The organism is Janibacter sp. HTCC2649 (assembly GCF_000152705.1).
Lineage (GTDB): Bacteria > Actinomycetota > Actinomycetes > Actinomycetales > Dermatophilaceae > Knoellia.
This window is the reverse complement of sequence record NZ_CH672413.1, coordinates 914391-935517: the sequence shown is the minus strand read 5'-3', so window position 1 is coordinate 935517 and position 21127 is coordinate 914391. Positions and strand designations below refer to the sequence as shown.

21 protein-coding genes, 1 tRNA gene and 1 other RNA gene are annotated in these 21127 nt (G+C 67.9%); 17 read left to right on the top strand and 6 right to left on the bottom strand.

Annotated features, from left to right (window positions below; all coding sequences use genetic code 11):
- Positions 1-52: 52 nt before the first annotated feature.
- Positions 53-2818: a pyruvate dehydrogenase (acetyl-transferring), homodimeric type gene (gene aceE / locus JNB_RS04490; protein WP_009775224.1), complete on the bottom strand. Its 2766-nt coding sequence runs from the start codon at positions 2816-2818 to the stop codon at positions 53-55.
- A gap of 130 nt (positions 2819-2948) precedes the next feature.
- On the opposite strand from aceE, the gene JNB_RS04485 reads away from it, so the two are divergent.
- The 10 genes from JNB_RS04485 (at position 2949) to JNB_RS04440 (ending at position 9719) form a co-directional block, all read left to right on the top strand.
- Entirely contained in the window at positions 2949-3452 is a 504-nt protein-coding gene (locus tag JNB_RS04485) for a PH domain-containing protein (RefSeq protein WP_009775223.1), read from the top strand.
- A 35-nt stretch (positions 3453-3487) separates the two neighbouring features.
- Complete coding sequence (locus JNB_RS04480; protein WP_009775222.1) at positions 3488-5068, top strand: PH domain-containing protein; 1581 nt, start codon at positions 3488-3490, stop codon at positions 5066-5068.
- 7 nt (positions 5069-5075) lie between these two features.
- Positions 5076-5516 (top strand): DUF3052 family protein, encoded by a 441-nt coding sequence (locus JNB_RS04475; RefSeq protein ID WP_009775221.1) that lies wholly within the window; start codon positions 5076-5078, stop codon positions 5514-5516.
- Between the two features lie 23 nt (positions 5517-5539).
- Positions 5540-6013, top strand: coding sequence for a peroxiredoxin (locus JNB_RS04470; RefSeq protein ID WP_009775220.1), 474 nt, complete (start codon positions 5540-5542; stop codon positions 6011-6013).
- 59 nt (positions 6014-6072) lie between these two features.
- Positions 6073-6145, top strand: a tRNA-Val gene (locus JNB_RS04465).
- A 1-nt stretch (position 6146) separates the two neighbouring features.
- Positions 6147-6974: a Nif3-like dinuclear metal center hexameric protein gene (locus tag JNB_RS04460; RefSeq protein WP_009775219.1), complete on the top strand. Its 828-nt coding sequence runs from the start codon at positions 6147-6149 to the stop codon at positions 6972-6974.
- Positions 6971-7708: a zinc ribbon domain-containing protein gene (locus JNB_RS04455; protein WP_009775218.1), complete on the top strand. Its 738-nt coding sequence runs from the start codon at positions 6971-6973 to the stop codon at positions 7706-7708. Before JNB_RS04460 ends, JNB_RS04455 begins: the two co-directional genes overlap by 4 nt.
- Positions 7709-7751: 43 nt before the next feature.
- The gene (locus tag JNB_RS04450; protein WP_009775217.1) at positions 7752-8162 is read left to right on the top strand and encodes a rhodanese-like domain-containing protein; all 411 of its coding nucleotides are present in this window, start codon (positions 7752-7754) and stop codon (positions 8160-8162) included.
- Between the two features lies 1 nt (position 8163).
- Positions 8164-9372, top strand: a complete 1209-nt coding sequence (locus tag JNB_RS04445) for an O-succinylhomoserine sulfhydrylase (protein ID WP_009775216.1) — start codon at positions 8164-8166, stop codon at positions 9370-9372.
- Complete coding sequence (locus tag JNB_RS04440) at positions 9372-9719, top strand: hypothetical protein (RefSeq protein WP_009775215.1); 348 nt, start codon at positions 9372-9374, stop codon at positions 9717-9719. Before JNB_RS04445 ends, JNB_RS04440 begins: the two co-directional genes overlap by 1 nt.
- On the opposite strand, the gene JNB_RS04435 is transcribed toward JNB_RS04440, so the two are convergent.
- On the bottom strand, positions 9706-10452 hold the full coding sequence (locus tag JNB_RS04435; RefSeq protein WP_009775214.1) for a YaaA family protein: 747 nt from the start codon (positions 10450-10452) through the stop codon (positions 9706-9708). The genes JNB_RS04440 and JNB_RS04435 overlap by 14 nt on opposite strands.
- 43 nt (positions 10453-10495) lie before the next feature.
- On the opposite strand from JNB_RS04435, the gene JNB_RS04430 reads away from it, so the two are divergent.
- Positions 10496-11941: an RNB domain-containing ribonuclease gene (locus JNB_RS04430; RefSeq protein WP_009775213.1), complete on the top strand. Its 1446-nt coding sequence runs from the start codon at positions 10496-10498 to the stop codon at positions 11939-11941.
- Positions 11942-11980: 39 nt separating this feature from the next.
- Here JNB_RS04430 and JNB_RS04425 read toward each other — a convergent pair whose 3' ends face one another.
- A complete protein-coding gene (locus JNB_RS04425; RefSeq protein WP_009775212.1) occupies positions 11981-12823 on the bottom strand; it encodes an NAD(P)-dependent oxidoreductase in 843 nt (280 codons plus the stop codon).
- Between the two features lie 97 nt (positions 12824-12920).
- Here JNB_RS04425 and rnpB point away from each other — a divergent pair.
- From rnpB to JNB_RS04415, 3 genes are all read left to right on the top strand, one after another.
- Positions 12921-13295, top strand: an RNA gene (gene rnpB, locus JNB_RS20770) — RNase P RNA component class A.
- A 33-nt stretch (positions 13296-13328) separates the two neighbouring features.
- Positions 13329-13979, top strand: a complete 651-nt coding sequence (locus JNB_RS04420; protein WP_009775211.1) for an MBL fold metallo-hydrolase — start codon at positions 13329-13331, stop codon at positions 13977-13979.
- Between the two features lie 76 nt (positions 13980-14055).
- The gene (locus JNB_RS04415) at positions 14056-14241 is read left to right on the top strand and encodes a hypothetical protein (RefSeq protein WP_009775210.1); all 186 of its coding nucleotides are present in this window, start codon (positions 14056-14058) and stop codon (positions 14239-14241) included.
- Between the two features lie 84 nt (positions 14242-14325).
- Here JNB_RS04415 and ppgK read toward each other — a convergent pair whose 3' ends face one another.
- Positions 14326-15096: a polyphosphate--glucose phosphotransferase gene (ppgK, locus tag JNB_RS04410; protein ID WP_009775209.1), complete on the bottom strand. Its 771-nt coding sequence runs from the start codon at positions 15094-15096 to the stop codon at positions 14326-14328.
- A gap of 49 nt (positions 15097-15145) precedes the next feature.
- A complete protein-coding gene (gene map, locus JNB_RS04405; RefSeq protein ID WP_083784379.1) occupies positions 15146-16009 on the bottom strand; it encodes a type I methionyl aminopeptidase in 864 nt (287 codons plus the stop codon).
- Positions 16010-16057: 48 nt separating this feature from the next.
- Here map and JNB_RS04400 point away from each other — a divergent pair, with 48 nt between their 5' ends.
- Complete coding sequence (locus JNB_RS04400; RefSeq protein ID WP_009775207.1) at positions 16058-16255, top strand: hypothetical protein; 198 nt, start codon at positions 16058-16060, stop codon at positions 16253-16255.
- A gap of 78 nt (positions 16256-16333) precedes the next feature.
- Here the strand turns inward: JNB_RS04400 and panB are convergent, their stop codons facing one another.
- The gene (panB, locus tag JNB_RS04395; RefSeq protein ID WP_009775206.1) at positions 16334-17203 is read right to left on the bottom strand and encodes a 3-methyl-2-oxobutanoate hydroxymethyltransferase; all 870 of its coding nucleotides are present in this window, start codon (positions 17201-17203) and stop codon (positions 16334-16336) included.
- 155 nt (positions 17204-17358) lie between these two features.
- Here panB and JNB_RS04390 point away from each other — a divergent pair, with 155 nt between their 5' ends.
- Both JNB_RS04390 and glnA read left to right on the top strand, forming a co-directional pair.
- Positions 17359-19689, top strand: a complete 2331-nt coding sequence (locus JNB_RS04390) for an immune inhibitor A domain-containing protein (protein WP_237700614.1) — start codon at positions 17359-17361, stop codon at positions 19687-19689.
- 90 nt (positions 19690-19779) lie between these two features.
- A complete protein-coding gene (glnA, locus tag JNB_RS04385) occupies positions 19780-21117 on the top strand; it encodes a type I glutamate--ammonia ligase (protein ID WP_009775204.1) in 1338 nt (445 codons plus the stop codon).
- Positions 21118-21127: the final 10 nt, after the last annotated feature.

Here is a 21127-nt window from a genome sequence, read left to right as displayed (position 1 = left end):
GACAGCCTCGCGGGGCTCGGCTGTCCGTCTCGGGCACGAAGTCGGGGTGGTCTTAGCTGTCGCCGCCCTCGTTGCCGCTCGTGCCGGCGCGGACGTCGAGCAGGTCGTACTTCTCGGCAGCCTTGCCCGGGATGTCGGCGGCGATCTCGCCACGGGCAGCGAGCACCTGGAGGGTGCGCACCGCCAGCGAGGGGCCGTCGACGTGGAAGAAGCGCCGTGCCGCCGGACGCGTGTCGGCAAAACCGAAGCCGTCGGTGCCGAGCGAGTGGAACTCGCCGGGGACGTACTGCGCGATCTGGTCGGGCACCGCACGCATGTAGTCGGAGGTCGCGAGCACGGGGCCCTCGACGTCCTTGAGCTTCTGCGTCACGTAGGGCACTCGGGTCTCGTTCTCGGGGTGGAGGAAGGCCTCCTCGTCCGCCGCGAGACCGTCACGCCGCAGCTCGCCCCAAGAGGTCACGGACCAGACGTCGGCCGCAACACCCCAGTGGTCGGCGAGGAGGCGCTTGGCCTCGAGTGCCCACGGCACACCGACGCCGGACGCCATGAGTTGCGCGCGGGCCGGGGTGTGGGTCCAGCCGGAGGTGTCGGCCTTCTCGAGGAGGTACATCCCTCGCAGGAGACCGTCGATGTCGAGGTCCTCGGGCTCCTTCGGCTGCACGTTGGGCTCGTTGTAGACGGTGATGTAGAAGATGACGTTCTCGGGCGTCTCGCCATACATCCGTCGCAGGCCCTCGCGCATGATGTGCGCGATCTCGTAGCCGTAGGCCGGGTCGTAGGTGATGACACCGGGGTTCGTCGAGGCCAGCAGCGGCGAGTGTCCGTCCGCGTGCTGGGTGCCCTCGCCGGTCAGTGTGGTGCGACCCGCCGTGGCCCCGATGAGGAAGCCGCGGCTCAGCTGGTCGGCGGCCGCCCAGATGGAGTCACCGGTGCGCTGGAACCCGAACATCGAGTAGAAGACGTAGATCGGGATCATCGGCTCGCCGTGCGTCGAGTAGCTCGAACCCGCTGCCGTGAACGCCGCCACGGACCCGGCCTCGTTGATGCCGGCGTGCAGGATCTGCCCGGACACCGACTCGCGATAGCTGAGCATCAGGTCGTGGTCGACGGGGGTGTAGTTCTGCCCGTGGGGGTTGTAGATCTTCAGCGTCGGGAAGAACGAGTCCATGCCGAACGTGCGAGCTTCGTCGGGGATGATCGGCACGATCCGCTTGCCGAACTCCTTGTCGCGCATGAGGTCCTTGAGCAGTCGGACGAACGCCATGGTCGTCGCGATGGTCTGCTTGCCGGAGCCCTTGCGAACCTGGGCGTAGGCCTCGTCCCCGGGGAGCGAGAGCTGGGTGTACTTGCTGCGTCGCTGGGGGATCGAGCCACCGAGTGCCCGGCGACGCTCGAGCATGTAGTCGAGCGTCGAGTCGTTCTCGCCGGGGTGGAAGTACGGCGGCTGGTACGGGTTCTCCTCGATCTGCGCGTCGGTGATGGGGAGCCGCAGCTGGTCGCGGAAGCCCTTGAGGTCGTCGACCGACATCTTCTTCATCTGGTGCGTCGCGTTGCGACCGGCGAAGCCCTTGCCCAGGCCGTAGCCCTTGATCGTGTGGGCGAGGACGACGGTCGGCTGACCGGTGTGGTTGACCGCGGCCTGGTAGCCGGCGAAGACCTTGCGGTAGTCGTGGCCACCGCGCTGCAGGTCGTGCCAGATCTGCTCGTCGGTGAGGTTCTCGACCATCTTGCGGGTGCGCGGGTCGCGACCGAAGAACTCCTCGCGGACGTAGGCACCGTCGTTGGCGCGGAACGTCTGGTAGTCACCGTCGGTCGTCGTGTTCATGATGTGCCGCAGGGCGTGGTCGCGGTCGGCCGCGAGCAGCGGGTCCCAGCCACGGCCCCAGATGACCTTGACGACGTTCCAGCCCGCACCGCGGAAGAACGCCTCGAGCTCCTGGATGATCTTGCCGTTGCCGCGGACCGGGCCGTCGAGGCGCTGCAGGTTGCAGTTGACGACGAAGGTGAGGTTGTCGAGCTCCTCGTTGGCCGCGAGCTGGAGCAGACCACGGGATTCGGGCTCGTCCATCTCGCCGTCGCCGAGGAAGGCCCACACGCGCTGCTCGGAGGTGTCCTTGATGCCGCGGTTCTGGAGGTACTTGTTGAACTGCGCCTGGTAGATCGCGTTCATCGGGCCGATGCCCATCGACACCGTCGGGAACTGCCAGTAGTCCGGCATCATCCGCGGGTGCGGGTAGGACGACAGCGCCCGGATCTTGCCGTCGACGATGTGGCTCTTCTCCTGGCGGAATCCGTCGAGGTCGGTCTCGCTGAGGTGGCCCTCGAGGAAGCTGCGGGCGTACATGCCGGGGGAGGCGTGGCCCTGGTAGAAGATCTGGTCACCGCCACCGGGGTGGTCCTGGCCGCGGAAGAAGTGGTTCATGCCGACTTCGTAGAGCGTGGCCGCGGAGGCGTAGGTGGAGATGTGGCCACCGACCGAGACACCGGGTCGCTGCGCGCGGTGGACCATGACGGCGGCGTTCCACCGGATCCACCGGCGGTACTGCCGCTCGACCTCTTCGTCACCGGGGAACCAGGGCTCTTGCTCCTGGTCGATGCTGTTGACGTAGTCCGTTGCCGTGAGGGAGGGAACACCGATCTGGCTCTCGCGCGCCCGCTCGAGCAGGCGCAGCATGAGGTAGCGGGCCCGCTTGCGGCCACCCTCGTCGATCACCTGGTCAAGCGATGCCAACCACTCCGAGGTCTCCTCGGGGTCGATGTCGGTGAGGCTGCTGGGAAGGCCATTGAGAATTGGACCGGCTTCCTCGCGAAACGTCACGACGATGCTCCTTCTTGCTTGCGGATCCGACCCGGTGGGGCCGAGTGATCCATCCTTCCACTGGAAGTGGTGGCGGTCACAGTCGGGTTCACATGGCAGGCACCCCGGGGTCGAATGGCAGGCTGGCCCCATGACCACTCCGCTCGACCCGGCCGCTGTGACCCTTCGGGGCGACGAGCTGCCGTGGCGTCCCGTGAGTCCTGCGCTGCGCACGGTGCGTCTCATCACGCTCTTCGTGTGGCTCGTGCCTTTCCTCGTGGCGTTCATCGTCCTGGCCGTGCTCGTGTCGCCCTGGTTCTGGATCGGCGCCGCCGTGGCCGCAGTGTTCCTCGGCTGGGGCGCGTGGCTCATCGTGCGGCAGGTGTCGGCCATCACCTGGATCGAACTGCCCGACGAGATCGTCATCCGCAAGGGGCGCCTGTTCCGTTCGCTCGTGAGCATCCCCTACGGCCGCCTCCAGTACATCGACGTCGAGTCCGGACCGCTGATGCGCTCGCGTGGCATCGCGTCGTGCGAGTTCCACACCGCTTCACCCGAGAGCGGTGGAACGCTGCCGGGGCTGCCTGTCGATGAGGCCGAAGCGCTGCGGGGACGCCTGGCCGCGCGCGGCGAGGCTCAGCGAGCGGGCCTGTGACACAACCCGATTCAGCTCCTCAGACTCCTGCCGACGTGTCGACCTCGGCAGGGCGCGACCTCGAGCTGCACGAGTGGCAACACCTGCACCCGTTGTCGCCCTTCTTGCGTTTCGGTGTGGCCGGCATTGCGGTCCTCGGGTATGCCGCGACGCAGTTCGTCGACGACATCTTCCGTTCGTTGGGTGGCGGGGACAGTGGTGGAGACGACGGGACAGACCAGGGCCTTCGTGAAGGTCTCGGGGTGCTGTTCGACCACTCGCTCATCGCCGGTGCCGTCCTCCTCACCGTCCTCGGTGTGGTTGGTCTCCTGGGCTGGCTCTCGTGGCGGTTCGCGAAGTTCCGCGTGGCTGACGGGCAGATCGAGTTCCGCAAGGGATGGATCTTCCGCGAGCACCGCCAGGTGCCTCTCGAGCGGGTCCAGGCCATCGAGATCAGCCGGCCCCTGCTCGCGCAGATCACCGGCCTGTCCCAGGTCATCGTCCAGTCCGCAGGTGGCGGCGACTCCCAGCTCAAGCTCGCCTTCCTCAGTGCGGGTCGCGCCGACCAGGTCCGCGGTGAGCTCCTCGCCCTCGCCGGCCGTCGTGACGAGGCAGCTCCGGCCCGCTCGGTGGGCGCTGACGGTGTCACGGACGACGTGGGTGCCCAAGCCCTCGACCAGCCCAGGTCGTTCGGCACCGATGAGGGGCGCGAGGTGCTGCGCGTGCCGAACTCGCGCCTCTTCGTCGCGACGATCCTCCACGGCGGAACGATCTTCCTCGGCGTCATGGCCCTGCTGGCCGGGAGCGTTGCGCTCGCGGCCTACGGATCGAGGTTCGAGGCGCTCACCGGTGCCGCGATCGCGCTTCCGGCCCTCGGGCCCATCGCCTTCGGTATCGCGGTCAACCGCGTCGGGGAGCTGCTCAAGCACGGCAACTTCCATCTCGCCGACACCGGCACGTCGGTGCGGATCCAGCACGGGCTCACCGACAAGCGGACGACGACCGTCCCGCTCCACCGCATCCAGGCGGTCGGGATGGTGCAGCCGCTGTGGTGGCGACCGCTCGGTTGGTGGCGGGTCAAGGTCAATGTCGCCGGGATCGCCCATGACTCTGCGGGCGATGACGACGACGAGACCACGGTGCTTCGCGTCGGGACGCTCGACCAGGCGCTGGACGTCCTCATCCTCCTCGATCCGGCCCTCTCCGAGGCCGACCTGCGACGCGCCGCTCTCGGAGACGGGACCGACGGCGGCTGGACCCTCGTGTCGCCCCGGGCCAGGAGGTTCGACTGGCTGAGTTGGCGGCGGTCGGGCTTTGCCGTGTCGCCGCACTCGGTCATGGTCCGCGCCGGCCGCCTGTCGCGCCGCGTCTCGGTCATGCCGCACGCCCGAGTTCAGTCGCTCACTCTCGCCCAGGGACCCCTGGACCGGCGCCTCGACCTCGCAGGTGTCACGCTGGTCTCGACCCCGGGGCCCGTCGACGTGATGGTGCCTCATCTCGACCTCCAGACCGCCACGGAATTCCTCCGTGACGAGGCCGCCAGAGCGCGTGATGCCCGGCAAATGTCGAGAACCGCTTGCACCAGCGACGATCTTCCTAGTCAACTAGTGACTCCAGACATCCACGACGAGAGGTAGCCCCACCGTGAACACCGCTGCACCACCGCCCGCCGAAGCCGGGCCTGACGGCTCAGGTGCCGTCGAGCGCCTCGGCTTTGCCGCCGAGCAGATCGTGCAGGAGTTCGGCTGGGACGACGACGTCGACGACGACTTCCGCTTCGCCGTCGAGGACGTCATCGGATCCGACCTCGAGGACGAGGACTACACCGGGGAGGCCCACGCGGTCGTCTTCTGGTGGCGCGCCGACGACGGCGACCTCACCGATGCGCTCGTCGATCTCGTCGGAGTTCTCGCCGAGGGCGGCTTCGTCGTGGCTCTCACACCCAAGGACGCCAAGGACGGCGCAGTCGACGCCGCCGAGATCGACGAAGCAGCCGCGACCGCGGGTCTGCACTCCGGTGGCGCTTTCCACGCGTCTCCCCACTGGCGGGCCATCAAGCTCGGCGCACCCAGGGGACGGCTCTGATCGTTCTGCGGCAGACTGCAGGCATGACGGACGCCATGTCGGGCCTTGAAGTGGGGAAGCGTGCTCCTCACTTCACGCTGCGCGACCAGAACGGTGCTGATGTTTCGCTCACGGACCACCTCGGGCGCCGCAACGTCCTCCTCGTGTTCTACCCGTGGGCGTTCTCCGGAATCTGCACCGGTGAGCTGACCGAGATCCGCGACGATCTCGGGCGCTTCGTGTCCGAGGACGTCCAGGTCCTCACGATCTCGTGTGACGCGATGTTCTCCCTGCGGGCCTACGCCGACCGCGACGGCTACTTCTTCCCGCTCCTGTCCGACTTCTGGCCCCACGGAGAGGTGGCCAGGGCCTACGGCGTCTTCGACGAGAAGGCCGGCGTTGCGCGCCGTGGCACCTTCCTCATCGACCGTGACGGCGTCATCCGTTGGTCCCTCGTCACCGGCATCGGCGATCGCCGTGACTTCAGCGGCTATCACACAGCGATGTCGCACGCCTGACCCGATCGTGGTCATCGCCTGACACAATGGGCGACCGGTCACGGCCCCGCGCCGTGTCGGGGCCTGTAGCTCAGTTGGTAGAGCACCGCGTTTACACCGCGGGTGTCGTCGGTTCGAGGCCGGCCGGGCCCACATGACCCTGCTCCTGCGTGACGTCGTCGATGTCCTGGAACGCCTCTACCCGCTGGACACCGCGCAGTCGTGGGACCAGGTGGGCCTGGTGACGGGGGACCCGGAGCAGCCGGTCGAGCGCATCCTGCTTGCACTCGACCCGACCCTCGCCGTCATCGAGGAGGCTCGGGCCACGCAGGCCGACCTCCTCATCACCCACCACCCGCTCCTCCTGCGCGGCATCCATTCGGTGGCCACCACGACGTCCAAGGGTGCGAGCGTCACGGGCCTCGTCGTCGGTGACATCGCGCTCTACGTGGCGCACACCAACGCCGACGTCGCAGCGGCCGGAGTGTGCGAGGCCTTGGCCGTGGCAGCCGGCCTGACCGCCACCGAGCCCCTCGCCCTCGTCGAGGGACAACCGCTCGGTCGCGTCGGCCTCCTCGCCTCACCCCTGACCTTGGGCGACTTCGCCACGGCCCTGTATGCCGCCCTGCCGGCTGCCGCTGCCGGTCTGCGCGTCGCCGGCCCGGCCGACGCGATGGTCGAGAAGGTCGCCGTTCTCGGGGGAGCGGGCGACGACCAGTTCGACGCCGTTCGAGCGTCCGGAGCCGATGTCTACGTGACCGCCGACCTGCGTCACCATCCCGCGCTCGAGGCTCGCGAAGAGGCCAGGGGAGGCACGCCCTACCTCGTCGACGCCGGCCACTGGTCGAGCGAGTCCGTGTGGCTGCCAACCGTGCGTGACGCCCTCGCCGCTGCCCTTAGGGTGGACATCGACATCAGCACAGTGCGCACCGACCCGTGGACCTTCACGGTCGGAGCAACAACAGCCGGAGGAATGCCGTGAAAGCCGAACCCGGACAACAGTCCAAGCTCCTCGACCTCCAGGCCCTCGACACGCGTCTGTCGCAGATCGCCCACGCGCGCAAGACCCTCCCGCAGCTGGCCGAGATCGCCGACCTCGAGGGCAAGGCCAGCCTGCTCGATGACCAGCTCGTGCGTTCGCGCACGGAGCTCAGTGACATCCAGCGTGAGGTCATCAAGGCCGACGGCGACGTGCAGCAGGTGCGCGACCGCGCCACGCGCGACCAGCAGCGTCTGGACTCGGGCACCGGCAGCGCCAAGGACCTCACCGCCATCCAGCACGAGCTCGAGTCGCTGGCGCGTCGCCAGTCAGAGCTCGAGGACGTCGAGCTCGAGGTGATGGAGCGCGCCGAAGCGGTCCAGTCCGACGTGTCCGAGCTCGAGCGGGGCCGCGGCGAGATCACGGACCGGCTCACGGAGCTCGAAGCGGCTCGTGACAAGCGCCTTGCCGAGCTCGACGCGGATGAGGCAGAAGTTGCCGCCCCACGCGATGGTCTCGTGCACGCTGCAGGTGTCGAGCTCGTGGCGCTCTACGACAAGATCCGGGCGACGAGTGGCACGGGTGCTGCACCGCTTCGACAGCGCCGTTGTGGTGGCTGCCAGCTGGAGCTCAACCCGGTTGCCCTCCGGGAGATCAAGTCGGCTCCCCAGGACGAGGTCCACCGGTGCGAGGAGTGCCGTCGCATCCTCGTGCGCACCGCTGAGTCCGGTCTCTGAACCAGCGCTCCCGCAACGTGCGGGGCGCACCTAGGCTGGCGCCATGAGCTATGCCGGTGATGTCACTCCGTCCGAGGCCTTTGCCGCGGTGACCCAGAGCGAGGACGCTGTCCTCGTCGATGTGCGCACGCGTGCCGAGTGGTCCTATGTCGGTGTCCCGCAGCTGGATCCGTCCCGCCAGCCGTTGCTCGTCGAGTGGCAGCAGTACCCCGACGGCAGCATCAACGACTCCTTTGTGGACGAGTTGCGCGCCGCCGGTGTCGGCGAGGGCAAGCCCGTCTACTTCCTGTGCCGCTCGGGTGTGCGCTCCATCGCCGCGGCGGAGGCAGCCACAGCGGCAGGCCTGGGACCGGCATACAACGTCCTTGAAGGTTTTGAAGGTCCCCACGACTCCGAGGGTCACCGCACCGTGGCCGGCTGGAAGGTCGCCGGCCTCCCGTGGAAGCAGGGCTGACATGGACGACGCACTGAGCGAGTCAGGTCGTTCGTTCCGCCCCGAGACCCTCGCCGTGCGAGGAGGGTTGAGCCGCAGCGGTTTCGACGAGACCAGCGAGGCGATGTTCCTCACGTCCGGCTTCGTCTACGAGTCGGCCGAGCAGGCCGAGGCGGCGTTCAAGGACGAGATCGAGAAGTTCATCTACAGCCGCTACGGCAACCCGACCGTGAGCATGTTCGAGGAGCGGCTTCGACTCATCGAAGGCGCCGAGGCCTGCTTCGCGACAGCGTCGGGGATGGCCGCCGTCTGGGTCGCCCTCGCGGCCCTGTGCGGCAAGGGAGATCGCATCGTCTCCTCGCGGGCGCTCTTCGGCTCCTGCTTCGTCATCATCGACGAGATCCTCCCCAGGTTCGGCGTCGAGGCGGTCTTCGTTGACGGCCCCGACCTCGCGCAGTGGGAGGAGGCGCTGTCCGTGCCGACGGCCGCCGTCTTCTTCGAGACACCGAGCAACCCCATGCAGGAGCTCGTCGACATCGCCGCGGTGTCGAAGCTGGCGCACGCTGCCGGCGCCAAGGTCGTCGTCGACAACGTCTTCGGCACCCCCGTCTTCTCCCGTCCGCTCGAGCACGGCGCCGACATCGTTGTCTACTCGGCGACGAAGCACATCGACGGTCAGGGCCGTGTCCTGGGCGGTGCCGTCCTCGGACCGGCGGAGTTCATCGACGGTCCCGTCAAGAACCTCATGCGGCACACCGGGCCAGCCATGTCGCCGTTCAACGCCTGGGTGCTCGTCAAGGGGCTCGAGACGATGGCTCTGCGCGTGGACAAGATGTCCGCCAACGCGCTCCGGCTCGGCCAGCACCTCGAAGGGCGCGAGGGGATCGTCAAGGTCATCCACCCGATGCTCGAGAGCCACCCGCAGCACGAGCTCGCCAAGCAGCAGATGACCGGCGGCGGCACCGTCATCACGTTCGAGGTCGAGGGCGGCAAGGACGTCGCGTTCAAGGTCATGAACGCCCTGCAGCTCGTCGACATCTCCAACAACCTCGGCGATGCCAAGTCCCTCGTGACACACCCGGCCACCACGACTCATCGCCGACTCGCGCCAGAAGCCCGGGCCGCCGTCGGCATCACCGACGGCACCATTCGCATCTCGGTCGGGCTCGAGTCCGTCGAGGACCTCATCGAGGACGTCGAAGCGGCGCTGGCCGGAGCCCTGCAGGCCTGATGCCGTCCTACCGCGTCACGGTCGACATCCTCGACGTCCGTGCCGGGGTGCAGCCCCAGGACGTGCTCCCGGCCGCGGAGTCCATCCTCGCCAGGACGCACCAGGTCGAGGACCGACTGCTCGATGTCGCCCATGCGACCTCGAGTCGTCCCCAGCCGCAGCTCCACCTGCGCTTCCTCGTGCCGGCCACCGAGCGAGGTACCGAAGATGCCGAGGCCAAGGCGGTGGCGGGGGTGCTGGTCGACGACCTCGACGAGTTCGCGCGCTGTGGTCGCTGGGAACTGCGTCGAGGGCCCGGACGCAGCTGGCGGCTCATGGCCGCCGGGATCGCACTCAGCGAGCAGTGACGTCGAGGATCGAGGGCTTTCCGCGGCGTGCCGGGGGAGTGAGGTCGACGTCGAAGGCCTCGCCGATGATGGCCGCGAGCTTCTCCGGCGTCCGTGCCCGCTGACCACTGACACAGAGGTGGCGGGCCACGAGCCCCCGGGTGTGCTTGGCCATGTGGCTGGCGCCGGGCACGCGGATCTGCACCCAGCGGTCGGCGACGTCGCCCGTGGGAGTCCACGCGGCGGCATACGTCGAGCTTCGGCAGTCGACGACGACCTCGCGCCCGGCAGCGGGGACGAGCACGTCGTCAAGGACTGGTCGCCACGCGGCCGCGACCGGGCCGAGCCCGGCCAGGTTGACGTCCATGGAGAGCCGGTATGCCGTGATCCGGTCCTTGAGCCGCACGGCACCGTGCAGGGCGGAGACGATGACGACCCACTGGTTGGCCCGGCGACGCGCCGAGGCGTCCATCGAGTCGAGACCGAGGGCGTCGTAGAGCACGCCGGTGTAGACCTCGGCGGCCGGTGTTGCTGGGGCGGTGTCGAGGGTGAGGTTGCGGGCAACCTCAGCAACGAGACCGGGGGAGACGCCGAGATCGACTGTGGCAGTGGGGGATTCGCTCGCCCGTCGCAGGTGGGTGGCCACGGCCGTGCGGGTGTCGGCGAGCTCCGGGAACGACCACGTTCTCGGGTCGACGGGCTTGCCTCGGCGACGGTTCGACTTGGACTCCGACGGGGGCAGGACGATGAGCACGCGGTCACCCTATGCGGGGCGCACCCCTTGTAGGTTGGCTGGCATGCCTCAGCGCCAGATCAGCCTTGCCCCGGCGGACGCCACGACGACCGACAGCGTCCGGGAGGCGCTGCTTGCCCGGTTCGCGGCCATCCGCGCCGAGGTGCAGGCGAGCGAGGCGTTCCCACCTGAGGTGCAGGCCGAGGCCGAGAAGGTCGCGGCGGCTCCACCCGCAGCGCCGGAGCGGGACGAGACCTCTGTGCCTTTCGTGACTCTCGACCCCGCGACCTCGATGGACCTCGACCAGGCCATGTGTCTCGAGCGCGACGGCCAGGGCTATCGGGTCCGCTACGCCATCGCCGACGTCCCTGCCTTCGTGGCGCCCGGGGGAGCGATCGACACCGAGTCCCGCCGCCGCGGCCAGACGATCTACTGCCCCGACGTCCGGGTGCCACTCCACCCGCCCGTGCTGAGCGAGGGGGCGGCGAGCCTGTTGCCCGGGCAGGTGCGACCGGCCTTCGTCTGGGACATCCGCCTCGACGCCGAGGGTGAGCAGACCGGCGCCGAGCTCTATCGAGCCCGGGTGAAGTCGGTCGAGCGGTTCGACTACGTCGGGGTGCAGGAGCAGATCGATGCCGGCACGACCGACGAACGCTGGGTCCTCCTCAAGGAGATCGGCGAGAAGCGCGTCCGTCAGGAGCAGCTCCGAGGGGGCGCCAGCCTGCCGATGCCCGAGCAGGAGGTCAGCGTCGGCGACGACGGCAACTTCACCCTCGCGTTCCGTCCGCCGCGCAGCTCCGAGGACTGGAACGCCCAGATCTCGCTGCTCACTGGCATGGTGGCGGCCGACATGATGCTGCACGCCGGAGTGGGCATCCTGCGGACGATGCCGGATGCCGACCACAACGCCGTGGCCCGCTTCCGACGCCAGGCCAAGGCTCTGGGCGCCCCGTGGCCGGCAGAACAGAACTACGGCGACTTCCTGCGCAGCCTCGACCGCAACAACCCCAAGCACCTTGCCCTCATCCACTCGGCGACGGCCCTCTTCCGTGGGGCTGGCTACACGCCGTTCGAGGGCGATGTCCCGGAGCAGGCAGAGCACGCTGCGGTGGCCGACGCGTATGCCCACGTCACCGCACCACTGCGCCGCCTTGTCGATCGCTTCGGTCTGGTCATCTGCGAGGCGATCAGCAGCGGCGCCGAGGTCCCGACCTGGGTCCGGGAGGCCCTGCCGACGATCCCCGAGATCATGAAGGACTCCGACCGCCGCGCCGGGTCGGCCGAGCGCATGTGCGCCGACGCCGTCGAGGCAGCGGTCCTCCAGTCGCGTGTTGGCCAGGCCTTCGACGCGGTCGTCGTCGAGCGTGACGACCGCGGCCTCGAGGTGCAGCTCCTCCAGCTGCCCGTCATCGTGCGCGCCAAGGGCGAGGCCGAGCTCGGGGCCTCGGTCTCGGTGCGCCTCGAGTCGGTCGACCTGACCGCGGGCCAGGCGAAGTTCGTCCTCGCCTGACCCGTCGGGCACATCCGTCGGGCACGGCGCAGGAGCGCGTCAGTCGAGGAAGATGTCCTTCTGCAGCTCGGAGTCCGGTCCGCCGTAGACCGAGAGGTCCGTGACGCCGACCTCGGCGAGGACCTCGTCGTCGATGAAGAAGTTGCCGGTGCAGGTGCGCGGATCCTGGCTGAGGACAACGTGCGCGGCGTCCGCCATGATCTCCGGGCTCCGGCTGCTGCGGATGGCCTCGTCACCTCCGAGCAGGTTCTGGACGGCGGCCGTGGCGATGAGCGTGCGTGGCCACAGGCTGTTGGCCGCAACCCCCGAGTCGGCCAGTTCCTGCGCCAAACCGAGCGTCACCAGGCTCATGCCGTACTTCGCGATCGTGTAGCCCAAGTGGCGGCCGGCCCATTCGGGCCTGAGGTTCAGCGGCGGCGACAGGGTCAGCACGTGCGCTGCATCGGAGCGGGTGAGGTGTGGCAGCGCCGACTTGGCAAGGAGGAAGGATCCTCGGCAGTTGATGTCCTGCATGAGGTCGTACTTCTTCATCGAGAGATGCGGTGTGGGCGACAGGTCGATGGCGCTCGCGTTGTTGACGACGATGTCGATCCCGCCGAACCGGTCCACGGTCTGCGCGACCGCGTCGGCGACGGAGGCGTCGTCGCGCACGTCCCCGATGACGGCGAGCGCGTGGCCGCCGGCCTCCTCGATCGCCAGCGCGGCGGTGTGAGCCGTGCCCTCGAGCCGGGGGTCCGGCTGGTCGGTCTTGGCCAGCAGGGCCACGTTGGCGCCATCCCGGGCGGCTCGTAGCGCGATGGCCAGCCCGATGCCCCGGCTCCCGCCCGACATGAGGATGGTGCGGCCCGCCAGTGACATCCCGGTCTTCTTCTCAATGGTCATGGCCCGACGGTAAGCGCTCGCAGCCGAACAAACCAGCACTGCTGACTGTTTCTTGCGTCACCCGAGCATCCGTCCACCCGTATGCTGTGCCGGCGGACGAGTCAGTCCGACGGTCGCGGCGTGGGCAACCATGTCGAGGAAAGTCCGGGCTCCACAGGGCGCGGTGGTGGCCAACAGCCACCCGGGGTGACCCGCGGGACAGTGCCACAGAAAACAGACCGCCTCCCGACTCCGGTCGGGCGGTAAGGGTGAAACGGTGGTGTAAGAGACCACCAGCGGTTCCGGTGACGGAGTCGGCTAGGTAAACCCCACCCGGAGCAAGCTCAGACAGTGTGCGTTCGAGGGCGGCCCGCCCGAGTACACGGGTAGAGCGCTGGAGGCCACTGGCAACAGTGGTCCGAGATGGATGACCGTCAGCGTGACCCGGGCAACCGGCCACGCGACAGAACCCGGCTTATGACTGACTCGTCCGCACCCAAGCCGGTTCACGGCATACCGTGAAGAGATGCGACTCACGCACCTCGGACATGCCTGCCTCCTCGTGGAGACCGGGGGCGAACGCGTCCTCATCGATCCCGGCACCTTCACGCCCGGGTTCGAGGACCTGCGCGACCTCTCGGCGGTCGTCATCACCCACCAGCACCCGGACCACGTCGACCCGGACCGGCTCCCGGCCCTGATGCGCGCCAACGCCTCGGCGCCGGTGTTGTGCGACCCGGGCAGCCTCGACCTCCTGTCCGGCATTGGGGTGGATGCTCAGCCCCATGAGGGCACGGCGACGATCGGTGCCGTCACCCTCACCCCGGTTGGCGAGCTCCACGCGCTGATCCACGACGACATCCCACGCATTCCCAACGTCGGTGTCGTGCTGCGCGCCGAGGGCGAGCCCGGCCTCTTCCACCCGGGCGACAGCCTCGACGGAGAGCCGGGCGACGTGGAGGTCGTGGCGTTCCCCCTCAGTGCTCCCTGGCAGCGCAGTCGTGACATGGCCGGGTTCCTGCGGCGGCTCAATCCGGCGTCCGCGGTGCCGATCCATGACGGTCTGCTCAACGAGACGGGCCGAGCGCTCTACCTCGGCCAGGCGGACCGGCTCGGGGGAGCCGACACGGTCATTCACGACCTCGCAGGCCAGGGCGCGGTCGACTTCTCCCGCTGACCCTTTCGAGGCGCAACTCGCTCACGTCGTGGACCTGGTTTGGAGATGTAGGTAAGGCTCACCTACTCTCGAGCGCGTGCCCAAGGTCTCCGCCAAGAAGAAGTGCTGCAAGGACAAGCCACGCTGCAAGGCGTGCCCCGTTGTCCTCATGCGGCTCTCCAAGATGGGCTACGCGGAGCAGCTGACGACGGGCAAGAAGGCGAAGTACGACCTCGAGAAGAACATCCCCAAGAAGGCGATGGTCGTCGCGCGCCAGCGCTGAACCGACATCGCACTCTCGTCTTCGTGCCCCGCACGGACGGCGAGCGGCAGCGAGCCGTCCGTGCGGGGCACGAAGACGAAATTGTCAGTGTGAGTCGTGGTACTCCTGCGCCAGGTGGGCCGCGCCGATGATGCCGGCCTTGTTCTCGAGCACCGCCGGGACGATCGGGGTGCGCAGCTTGAGCAGCGGCAGGAACTGCTCGTGATCCTTGGAGACACCGCCGCCGACGACGAACAGGTCCGGCCAGAGCAGGTTCTCGAGGTGGCTGTAGTAGCGCTGGAGGCGCTCGGTCCACTCGGGGTAGGTCAGGCCCTCGATGTCCTTGATCGAGGACGCGGCGCGCTTCTCGGCGTCGAACCCGTCGATCTCGAGGTGGCCCAGCTCGGAGTTCGGGATGAGCTTGCCGTCGAAGATGAGGGCGCTCCCGATGCCGGTGCCGAGGGTTGTCACGATGACGAGCCCCTTCTGCCCCTTGGCCGCGCCGTAGTGCAGCTCTGCGACACCGGCAGCGTCGGCGTCGTTGACGAGGACGATGTCGTGGCCCAGCTTCTTCTCGAGCATCTCCTCGGCCTCGAAGTCGAGCCAGGACTTGTCGATGTTCGCGGCGGACCGCACGACCCCCTTGGTCACCACACCGGGGATGGTGATGCCGATGGGGGAGTCGCCGCGCACGTCGTCGAAGTGCTCGACGATCTCGCCGATGATGTCGCCAACGGCCTCGGGAGTGGACTTCGCCGGAGTGTCGATCCGCTTCCGCTTCCCGGCGAACTCACCCTTCTTCAGGTCGACCGGTGCACCCTTGATGCCACTCCCGCCCACGTCGATCCCGAGGGGCAGTGCGCTCTTCTTGCTCATGGAGGACTCCTTCGTCCGTCGTGTGGGTGGAGGGTGCTGGGTGGCCGGGTCAGGGAAGGGTGAGGATCTCGTTGCCGGTGTCGGTGATGAGGATGGTGTGCTCGAACTGGGCCGAACGCTTGCGGTCGGCCGTGACGACGGTCCAGTCGTCGTCCCACATGTCCCAGCTCTCGGTGCCGAGGTTGAGCATCGGCTCGATCGTGAACGTCATGCCCGGCTCGATGACCGTGTCGTAGGACGGTGCTGCGTCGTAGTGCGGCACGACGAGACCGGAGTGGAACGACCGACCGATGCCGTGCCCGGTGAAGTCGCGCACGACGCCGTAGCCGAACCGCTTGGCGTAGCTCTCGATGACGCGTCCGATGATGTTGATCTGGCGTCCGGGGACGGCCGCCTTGATGCCGCGCATCATCGCCTCGCGGGTGCGCTCGACGAGCAGCCGGGACTCCTCGTCGACGTCGCCGCAGAGGTAGGTCGCGTCCGTGTCGCCGTGCACCCCACCGATGTAGGCGGTGATGTCGATGTTGACGATGTCGCCGTCCTCGAGCGGACGGGAGTCGGGTATGCCGTGGCACACGACCTCGTTGACCGACGTGCACAGCGACTTGGGGAAGCCGCGGTAGCCCAGGGTCGAGGGGTACGCACCGTGATCGAGGAGGAACTCGTGACCGATGCGGTCGATCTCGTCCGCCGTCACTCCGGGGGCGATGGCCGCGGCCGCTGCCTCCATCGCCTGGGCCGCAATGCGACCAGCCACCCGCATCAGCTCGATCGTCTCGGCGTCCTTGACCTCGGGGGAGAGGTTCTTGTCCGGCGACGGCTTGTCGACGTACTCGGGGCGCTCGATGCTCGCGGGCACGGCGCGCCTTGGGGAGACCTCACCGGGAGCGACACTTCCGTACGTCATCGGCATACGGTGGAGTCTAGGCAGAGCGCCTGCTCAGACACTCAGGAGGACACCGTGGCGTACTGGTACAACACCACCACCAAGCAGGTTGAGGCCGACGAGAGCCGCAGCCGCAACGACGACGTCCTGGGTCCCTACGACACCGAGGACGAGGCGCGCAACGCGCTGGCCACCGCCGCCGCGAACACCGAGAAGTGGGACGCCGAGGACCGCGCCTGGGACAACGGCAAGGACGAGGACCTCGAGGACTGACGGGACCACAGACAGGACGAGAGCGGCGTATGCCGGGTGCGCACCCGGCATACGCCGCTCTCGTTCTCGATCTGTCGTCTATGACTCGAAGCTGTGCTCCGCGGCGGGGAACGCGCCGGAGGCGACCTCGGCGGCATACTCCTTCGCGGCATCCGCGAGACCGGTCCGCATGTCCATGTACTTCTTGACGAAGCGGGGAGCGCGCCCACCTCGGAGGCCCGCCATGTCCTGCCAGACGAGGACCTGGGCGTCGCAGTCGGGGCCGGCGCCGATCCCGATGATGGGGATGCGCAGCGCCTCGGTGACCTTCTTGGCCGCGGGCGCCGGGACCATCTCGATGACGATGGCGAAGCAACCGGCCGCCTCGAGGGCGAGGGCGTCCTCGAGGAGCCGGTCGGCACCGTCGCCTCGTCCCTGGACGCGGTAGCCGCCGAGGACGTGCTCACTCTGCGGGGTGAAGCCGATGTGCCCCATGACGGGGATGCCGGCACGGACGAGGAGCTCGATCTCGGGGACCATCGCCTTGCCGCCCTCGAGCTTGACCGCGTGCGCCAGCCCCTCCTTCATGAAGCGGGTGGCCGTGGCGAGCGCCTGCTGCGGGCTCGCCTGGTAGGAACCGAAGGGCAGGTCGGCGACGACCATGGCGTGTTTGGCAGCCGAGGTCACGGCGCGGCACAGCGGCACGAGGTGGTCCACGGTCACCGGGACCGTCGTCTCGAAGCCGTAGACGTTGTTGCCGGCCGAGTCACCGACGAGCAGGCAGGGGATGCCGGCCTCGTCGAAGATCTCGGCGGCATACATGTCGTAGGCCGTGAGCATGGCCCACTTCTCACCGGTCTCCTTCATCTTCTGCAGATGGGGGACCCGGATGCGCTTCTGGGGCGCTGCCTGCGCGCCGGTGCCGTAGGGGTTGATCGTCTCGGCGGGGGGAGTGGGCTGATCGCTCATGGGCCGATCCTGTCAGAGTCCGGGACCCGACTCTCCCTGTGACGGGAAGGTAAAGGGCAGGTAAAAAACCGCACAAACCATTGTGCAATCCGATCGCACATGTTTCTCTGCATAAGCACGCCTACCCCTGGCGGGCGAACACATTCGGAGGAATCGTGATCAGACGACACAGTCGTGCCCTGGCCGGACTGGCCGGAGCAGCATTGGTGGTGAGCCTCGCGCCGATGGGCGCGCAGGCAAAGGACGCCGCACCCGTGGCAAAGGACGCCAAGGCTTCGACGCAGAAGAAGGACGACCTGCCCAACCCGTTGGGTGACGCCCAGCGCGCCCTGCGCCAGGACGCCATCAACAAGCTCGTCAAGGGTGAGGCGACCACCGAGATCCGCGGTGGACAGCGCGTCATCAAGATCGCAGGCGACGACAAGGCTGCCAAGGGCGCCAAGGGTGCCAAGGGCAGCAAGGACCGTTTCGTGTCCTACCCGGTGGAGCGCGAAGAGGACATCTTCACGATCCTCGCCGAGTTCGGCACCCAGACCAAGCCCGCCACCGGCGGCGACGCCGGGCCCGCGCGCAACCAGATCCCGGAGCCCGACCGCACGTGGGACGGCAACGCGACCGACAACAACTCGACCGAGTGGTCGGCCAACTACGACCGCGCGCACTACCAGGACCTCATGTTCGGTGAGGGCGAGTCCTTCAAGGACTTCTACCTCAAGCAGTCCAACGGCCGTTTTCTGGCCAAGGGTGACGTCTCCGACTGGGTGAAGGTGCCCTACAACGAGGCGCGTTACGGTCACAACCCCGCGGCGGGCGATGGCACGACCGAGGCCGACGGCTACTGGTCCTTCATCCAGGACTCGGCGACCGCTTGGTACAACAGCGAGAAGGCTGCGGGCAAGACCGACGCCGAGATCAAGACCTACCTTGCGCAGTTCGACCGCGTGGACCGTTACGACTACGACGGTGACGGCAACTTCAACGAGCCCGACGGCTACATCGACCACTTCCAGGCCATTCACGCCGGTGAGGGCGAAGAGGCTGGTGGCGGCGCCCAGGGCGAGGACGCCATCTGGTCCCACCGTTGGTACGCCTACTCCAACCAGATCGGCCGGACCGGTCCGGCGGTCAACAAGGCTGGCGGTGTCCAGCTGGGCAACTCCGGTATGTGGATCGGTGACTACACCACCGAGCCCGAGAACGGTGGCCTCGGCGTCTTCACCCACGAGTTCGGTCACGACCTCGGCCTGCCGGACTACTACGACACCGCTGGTGGCGACAACGGCACCGGCTTCTGGACGCTCATGTCCGGTGGTTCGTGGCTGAACAACGGCACCGTCGACATCGGCTCCAAGCCCGGCTACATGGGCCCGAAGGAGAAGCTCGACCTCGGTTGGCTCGACTACGCGACCGCCTCGACGAGCGGCAAATACACGCTCGGCCAGGCCGACCTCGATGGCAAGAAGACGCCTCAGGCCGTCGTTGTCCCGCTTGAAGACAAGCGCGTCGTCACGAAGTACAACACCCCCCACAGCGGCGCAGCCGAGTGGTGGAGTGGATCGGGCGATGACCTGAAGAACTCGATCACCCGCGACATCGACCTGACCGGCAAGACGTCGGCCAACGTCTCGGCGTGGCTGGACTACGACATCGAGCAGGGCTACGACTTCCTCTACGTCCAGGCGTCCACTGACGGTGGCGCCAACTGGACCGACGTCGACGCCATTGGCGGCAAGAGCAGTGGCTGGGTCCAGAAGTCCTGGAACCTCTCCGCCTTCGCGGGCAAGAACGTCAAGTTCCGCTTCAACTACGCCACCGATGGTGGACTGGCCCTCAAGGGCGCGTTCATCGACGACATCGCCATCACGGCGGACGGCGCCCCGGTCCTGACCGACAACGTCGAGTCCGGTGCCAACGGTTGGACGGCAGTCGGGTTCTCGATCATCAACGGCACGATCGACAAGCTGTACCCGCGCTACTACATCGCTGAGAACCGCGTGTACTCGGGCTACGACGAGACGCTCAAGACCGGCCCGTACAACTTCGGCTGGGCCAACACGAAGCCCGACTGGGTGGAGCGTTTCCCCTACCAGAACGGCCTTCTCGTCTGGTATGTCGACTCCTCGTTCGCCGACAACAACACGTCGGCTCACCCCGGTGGCGGACAGTCGCTTCCCGTTGACGCTCGCCCGGCACCGGTCAAGTGGCCGACCGGACAGCTGCTCGGCAACCGCCGTCAGCCGTGGGACGCCACCTTCGGTCAGGAGAAGACCGACAAGGTCACCTTCCACCGCAATGGAGTCCCGGTGACGATCAACAAGCAGGCTGCGATCCCGACCTTCGACGACACCGACGTCAACAAGTACTGGACCGCGGACAACCCGTGGAACTCGGTCAAGGTTGCTGGCACCGGTACGAAGATCACCGTGGCCAAGACCACCAAGAACGGTACGGAGATGGAGCTGAAGATCACGGTCCCCACCAAGTGACCCAGATCTGACTCTTCACCACCACACGACGAGGGCCCCGAAGCGAGATGCTTCGGGGCCCTTGCCCTGCCTCCCCCTAGGATGCCGAACATGGATCGCCAGCAGGAGTTCGTTCTCCGCACCATCGAGGAGCGGGACATCCGCTTCGTCCGCCTCTGGTTCACCGACGTCCTCGGTGGGCTGAAGTCCGTTGCCGTCGCCCCGGCCGAGCTCGAGGGGGCCTTCTCCGAGGGCATCGGCTTCGACGGCTCGGTGATCGAGGGCTTCGCCCGGGTCTACGAGGCCGACATGCTGGCCAAGCCGGACCCGTCGACGTTCCAGGTGCTGCCGTGGCGCGGCGACAACCCGGGCACGGCACGCATGTTCTGCGACATCACGCTTCCCGACGGCGCCCCGAGCATGGCCGACCCGCGCCACGTCCTGCAGCGCACGCTCGCCAAGGCGGCCGACCAGGGCTTCACCTTCTACACGCACCCCGAGATCGAGTTCTTCCTCTTCGAGAAGGGCTTCAAGCCGGGGGAGCAGCCGACGCCGATCGACCAGGCCGGCTACTTCGACCACGTGCCGCACGGCTCCGCGCAGGACTTCCGCCGGGCCGCGATCACGATGCTCGAGTCGATGGGCATCAGTGTCGAGTTCAGCCACCACGAGGGCGCACCCGGTCAGAACGAGATCGACCTGCGCTACGCCGACGCCCTCTCGACGGCTGACAACATCATGACGTTCCGCACGGTCATCAAGGAGGTTGCGCTCGAGCAGGGCATCTTCGCGTCCTTCATGCCCAAGCCGCTCGCCGAGCACCCGGGTTCGGGCATGCACACCCACATGTCGCTCTTCGACGGTGACAGCAACGCCTTCTACGAGGCCGGTGCCCCCTACTCGCTGTCCAAGACGGGGCGCCAGTTCATCGCGGGTCTGCTCCACCACGGCGCCGAGATCACGGCCGTGACCAACCAGTGGGTCAACAGCTACAAGCGACTCTGGGGTGGCGGTGAGGCCCCGGCCCATCTCACCTGGGGCCACAACAACCGGTCCGCCCTCGTGCGCGTGCCGATGTACAAGCCCAACAAGGGACAGAGCAGCCGCGTCGAGGTCCGCTCCATCGACAGCGCCTGCAACCCCTACCTCGCCTTCTCGGTGCTGCTCGCGGCCGGCCTCAAGGGCATCGAGGAGGGCTACGAGCTCGCCCCCGAGACCGAGGACGACGTCTGGGGCCTCACCGACTCCGAGCGCAAGGCCATGGGCATCCGTCCGCTCCCGGCCTCGCTCAGTGAGGCGATCGAGGTCATGGAGGAGAGCGAGCTCGTCGCCGAGACGCTGGGCGAGCACACCTTCGACTTCTTCCTGCGCAACAAGCGCGCTGAGTGGGCTGACTACCGCGGACAGGTCACCGCGTTCGAACTCGAGCGGTACCTCCCGCGACTGTGAGGGGCGCACT